The 4,919-nt window shown below is 71.5% G+C and carries 6 protein-coding genes; 1 reads left to right on the top strand and 5 read right to left on the bottom strand.

Translation table 11 applies throughout. The annotated features are described in order from the left end of the window. Positions 1-1,468: acetyl-CoA carboxylase biotin carboxylase subunit (locus IE312_RS03800; RefSeq protein WP_229899000.1), on the bottom strand; the 1,468-nt coding region annotated here is incomplete at its 3' end. Positions 1,469-1,832: 364 nt separating this feature from the next. Here IE312_RS03800 and IE312_RS03795 point away from each other — a divergent pair. After that, positions 1,833-2,420: a hypothetical protein gene (locus IE312_RS03795; RefSeq protein WP_229898998.1), complete on the top strand. Its 588-nt coding sequence runs from the start codon at positions 1,833-1,835 to the stop codon at positions 2,418-2,420. On the opposite strand, the gene IE312_RS03790 is transcribed toward IE312_RS03795, so the two are convergent. The 4 genes from IE312_RS03790 to IE312_RS03780 form a co-directional block, all read right to left on the bottom strand. Beyond that, entirely contained in the window at positions 2,392-3,009 is a 618-nt protein-coding gene (locus tag IE312_RS03790) for a Maf family protein (RefSeq protein ID WP_189978371.1), read from the bottom strand. The genes IE312_RS03795 and IE312_RS03790 overlap by 29 nt on opposite strands. Positions 3,010-3,035: 26 nt before the next feature. Further along, entirely contained in the window at positions 3,036-3,164 is a 129-nt protein-coding gene (gene mmpB, locus IE312_RS43745) for a morphogenic membrane protein MmpB (RefSeq protein WP_268254280.1), read from the bottom strand. Positions 3,165-3,272: 108 nt separating this feature from the next. Continuing rightward, positions 3,273-3,482 carry an acyl-CoA carboxylase epsilon subunit gene (locus tag IE312_RS03785; protein WP_189978369.1) on the bottom strand — a complete coding sequence of 70 codons (210 nt, stop codon included), beginning with the start codon at positions 3,480-3,482 and terminating at the stop codon, positions 3,273-3,275. Between the two features lie 33 nt (positions 3,483-3,515). Next, positions 3,516-4,919, bottom strand: a 1,404-nt coding sequence (locus tag IE312_RS03780) for an acyl-CoA carboxylase subunit beta (protein ID WP_229898996.1), incomplete at its 5' end; no start/stop codon positions are given.

The following is a 4,919-nucleotide window of genomic DNA, read 5'->3' as shown; positions in this document are numbered from 1 at the left end:
AGGACGGGAGGGAGACCTCCAGGCGCTTGCCGCCGACCTCGACGACGACCGTCTCGCGGCCCAGCTCCTCCTCCGCCTCGGCGTCGGCGGCGGCGACGAACGGCTTGATCTCGTTGACGAACTCCGTCTCGATCCAGCGGGTGTGGACCGTGAAGGGGTCGGCCGAGCCGGTCAGCTCCGGAGCGAACGCCGGGTCCCGCACCACCACGCGGTGGAAGGGGATCGCCGTCGCCATGCCCTCGACCTGGAACTCGTCCAGCGCGCGGGCGGCCCGCTCCAGGGCCTCCTTGCGGGTACGGCCCGTCACGACCAGCTTGGCCAGCAGGGAGTCCCACGCCGGGCCGATCACGCTGCCGGCCTCCACGCCCGCGTCCAGGCGGACACCGGGGCCGGACGGCGCGTCGAAACGGGTGACCGAGCCGGGAGCCGGGAGGAAGTTGCGGCCCGGGTCCTCGCCGTTGATCCGGAACTCGAACGAGTGTCCGCGCAGCACCGGGTCGCCGTACCCCAGCTCCTCGCCGTCGGCGATGCGGAACATCTCGCGGACCAGGTCGATGCCGGCGACCTCCTCGGTCACCGGGTGCTCGACCTGGAGGCGGGTGTTGACCTCCAGGAAGGAGATCGTGCCGTCCTGGCCGACCAGGAACTCGCAGGTGCCCGCACCCTCGTAGCGGGCCTCCTTCAGGATGGCCTTGGAGGCGCGGTACAGCTCGGCGACCTGCTCCTCGGACAGGAACGGCGCCGGGGCCTCCTCCACCAGCTTCTGGTGGCGGCGCTGGAGGGAGCAGTCACGGGTGGAGACGACGACCACGTTGCCGTGCTTGTCGGCCAGGCACTGGGTCTCCACGTGCCGCGGACGGTCCAGGTAGCGCTCGACGAAGCACTCGCCGCGGCCGAAGGCGGCCACCGCCTCGCGCACCGCCGACTCGTACAGCTCCGGGACCTCTTCCAGGGTCCGGGCGACCTTCAGGCCGCGGCCGCCGCCGCCGAAGGCGGCCTTGATGGCGATCGGCAGGCCGTGCTCCCGGGCGAAGGCCACGACCTCGTCGGCGCCGCTCACCGGGTCGGGGGTGCCCGCGACCAGCGGCGCGCCGGCGCGCTGGGCGATGTGCCGGGCGGCGACCTTGTCGCCCAGGTCGCGGATGGCCTGCGGCGGCGGGCCGATCCAGATCAGGCCCGCGTCCAGGACCGCCTGCGCGAACTCGGCGTTCTCCGAGAGGAAGCCGTAGCCGGGGTGGACGGCGTCGGCGCCGGACTCGCGCGCCGCGTTCAGGATCTTGTCGATGACCAGGTAGCTGGTGGCCGGGGTGTCACCGCCCAGGGCGAACGCCTCATCCGCGGCGCGGACATGCAGAGCGTCCCGGTCCGGGTCGGCGTAGACGGCCACGCTCGCGATCCCGGCGTCGCGACAGGCCCGGGCCACGCGGACAGCGATTTCGCCACGGTTGGCGATGAGCACCTTGCGCACGATTGAGGCTCCCTCCTTGAAACAAGCCGAGTTTAGGGACTGCCGACACGGCACTTCGACCCGTCCCCAGTGGTGAGCTTGCCCACACGGAGCGTGATACGAGGCGCGCTCGACCCGCGAAAGCCCATGTCGCACCACGGTACGCAGGACCTCTCCGGAAAACCCTAGCCCTGCTATGTGTCCAAGGTCTCTGTGAGGGCGTGCTGCGGCCCACTCTGTTTCTTTGTCGAGTCCCTACGAATGGCCCAATGATTCTTTGCCGGCGTCCGAACCCTTGTCCCCCGGTTTACCCGTTAGTAGCGTGCACGGGGTCTCGAACGAACCCGGGGTAACAGGCTGTCGGTGTGAGAGTGGGTGGGGCCCGGTGGTACGCAGGCCGGTGGCATGGGTCGTGGCGGTCGTCCTCCTGGCGGAGGGCGTGCTCATCGCCGCGCTGAACTGGTTCCTCGGAGTGGTCGTCGACCGCCAGGACATGTCCCTGGCCGGCCTCGACCCGGACGTCATGTCGACGTCCTCGAAGGCCGGCGGGGTCGTCTTCGGCCTCTACTTCGCCGTGTGCGCCCTGGTGGCCGTGTTCGTCGCGGTCCGCGACCGCGCACCGGCCGGCCTCGGCCGCGTCCTGCTGATCAGCGCGGCCGTGGTGCACGGCCTGCTCGGCGCGTTCGCCTGGGGCCTGGTCGGCTGGACGGCGTTCCTGTTCATGGTGACCATGCTCGGGCTGATCGTGCTGCTCCTGGTGACGTACGACCGAACGGGTGGCCCGCAGAGCCCGGCGGCCGGGGACGGCGGGCCGGAGCAGGGCGCGGGACCGGACGCGCGGGCGGAACCGGACGCGGTCCCCGCCGGCCCGGGCGCGCCGGTGAGCCGGACGGACGAACCGCAGGACGGGGACGAGGAGCCCCAGGACTCCGTCCCCGCCCAGATCAGCGTTCCGGCGACCACAACTGCGTGATGCCCACGCCCAGTTCCGCGAGCAGCTTGCGGACCAGGGGCAGGCTGATGCCGATGACGTTGCCGTGGTCGCCCTCGATGCCCTCGATGAACGGCGCCGAACGGCCGTCCAGGGTGAACGCGCCGGCGACGTACAGCGGCTCCCCGGAGGCCACGTAGGCGGCGATCTCCTCGTCGGTGGGCTCGCCGAACCGGACGACGGTGGAGGCCGTCGCCGACACGTACCGCTTGGCCTCCGTGTCCCACACGCAATGACCCGTCTGGAGCACTCCGGCCCGCCCGCGCATGGACTTCCAGCGGGCGGTGGCCTCCTCGGCGTCCGCCGGCTTGCCGAGCGCCTGCCCGTCCAGCTCCAGCACCGAGTCGCAGCCGATCACCAGGGCGCCCTGCGCCTCCGGCCGCGCCGCCACGACCGATGCCTTCGCCTCGGCCAGGGCGAGCGCCAGCTCCGCCGGGGTGGGCGCGGTGACGGCGTCCTCGTCGACCCCGCTGACGATCACCTCCGGTGCGAGGCCGGCCTGCCTCAGCAGGCCCAGGCGGGCGGGGGACTGGGAGGCGAGGATCAGGCGGCGGTGCGGCTTCGCGGTCATGCCGTCAGATTAGCCGTGCCGCCGCGCTACCTCAGCCCGGTCACGATCATGATCAGGACCATGGCCAGAGCTATGAGGAGACCGAGCCGCCGGAGCATGTCCTGCATGTCGCGCAGGTCCTTCGGCGGCTCGTCTTCGGGGTCTGACCAGAGCATGGGTCCAGCGTGCGGCCGGGCGGGTGCCGGGCGCCTGAGTACGGCTACTCAGAACCGGCACCGGCCACCGCGGCGTGCCGGGCCCCCAGGACCTGTGCCGGACAGGTCCTAGCCCGGCCAGTACGTGCGGCTCCAGGACACCGGGCCCGGCCTGGGGACCCGGGCCGTCGCGATCCTCGACGGGTCGGACCACGCGTCCCCGGGGCCTTCCGCGCCGGACGGCGTCACCGCTGCCGCCGCGGCGCGGGCGCGGACCACCGCCAGGGCGGCGGCCAGCTCCTCCGGGGTCGGATTGCCTCGTACGACCTTGATGTTCATTGACCGCTCCCAGGGTCGGCAGGGCTCGGGGACCTACAGGGGGATGTTGCCGTGCTTCTTCGGAGGCAGGGATTCCCGCTTCGTGCGCAGCTGACGCAGGCCGCGCACGATGTGGGCGCGGGTGTCGGACGGCATGATCACGGCGTCGATGTAGCCGCGCTCGGCCGCGACGTAGGGGTTGAGGAGGGTGTCCTCGTACTCCTGGATCAGCCGCGCCCGCACCGCCTCGACGTCCTCACCGCTCGCCTCGGCCTCGGCGAGGGTGCGGCGGTGCAGGATGTTGACCGCGCCCTGGGCGCCCATGACGGCGATCTGGGCGGTGGGCCAGGCCAGGTTGAGGTCGGCGCCCAGGTGCTTGGAGCCCATGACGTCGTACGCGCCGCCGAACGCCTTGCGGGTGATGACGGTGATCAGCGGGACCGTGGCCTCGGCGTAGGCGTAGATCAGCTTGGCGCCGCGCCGGATGATGCCGTCGTGCTCCTGGCCGACGCCCGGCAGGAAGCCGGGCACGTCCACGAAGGTCAGCACCGGGACGTTGAAGGCGTCGCAGGTCCGCACGAAGCGGGCGGCCTTCTCGCTCGCCGTGATGTCGAGGCAGCCGGCGAACTGCATCGGCTGGTTGGCGACCACGCCCACCGGCCGGCCCTCGACCCGTCCGAACCCGGTGAGGATGTTCGGCGCGAACAGGGCCTGGGTCTCGAAGAACTCCCCGTCGTCCAGGACGTGCTCGATCACCGTGTGCATGTCGTACGGCTGGTTGGCGCTGTCCGGTACGACGGTGTCCAGCTCGCGGTCCTCGTCGCCGACCGCCAGGTCCGCCTCCTCCGGGAAGGCCGGGGGCTCGGACAGGTTGTTGGACGGCAGGTACGACAGCAGCTGCTTGACGTACTCGATGGCGTCCTTCTCGTCGCCGGCCATGTGGTGGGCCACGCCGGAGGCGGTGTTGTGGGTGCGGGCGCCGCCCAGCTCCTCGAAGCCGACGTCCTCGCCGGTGACGGTCTTGATGACGTCCGGACCGGTGATGAACATGTGCGAGGTCTGGTCGACCATGACCGTGAAGTCGGTGATGGCCGGGGAGTAGACCGCGCCGCCCGCGCAGGGCCCGACGACCAGCGAGATCTGCGGGATCACTCCGCTGGCGTGGGTGTTGCGGCGGAAGATCTCGCCGTACGCGCCGAGGGAGGCGACGCCTTCCTGGATGCGGGCGCCGCCGGAGTCGTTGATGCCGATGACCGGGCAGCCGGTCTTCAGCGCGAAGTCCATGACCTTGACGATCTTCTGGCCGTAGACCTCGCCCAGTGCCCCGCCGAAGACGGTGAAGTCCTGCGAGAAAACGGCGACCGGGCGGCCGTCGACGGTTCCGTACCCGGTGACGACCCCGTCCCCGTAGGGCCGGTTCTGCTCCAGCCCGAAGTGGGTGGAGCGGTGCCGGGCGAA

This window comes from Streptomyces capoamus (assembly GCF_014654935.1).
GTDB lineage: Bacteria > Actinomycetota > Actinomycetes > Streptomycetales > Streptomycetaceae > Streptomyces > Streptomyces capoamus.
This window is presented reverse-complemented; position numbering and strand designations above follow the sequence as displayed.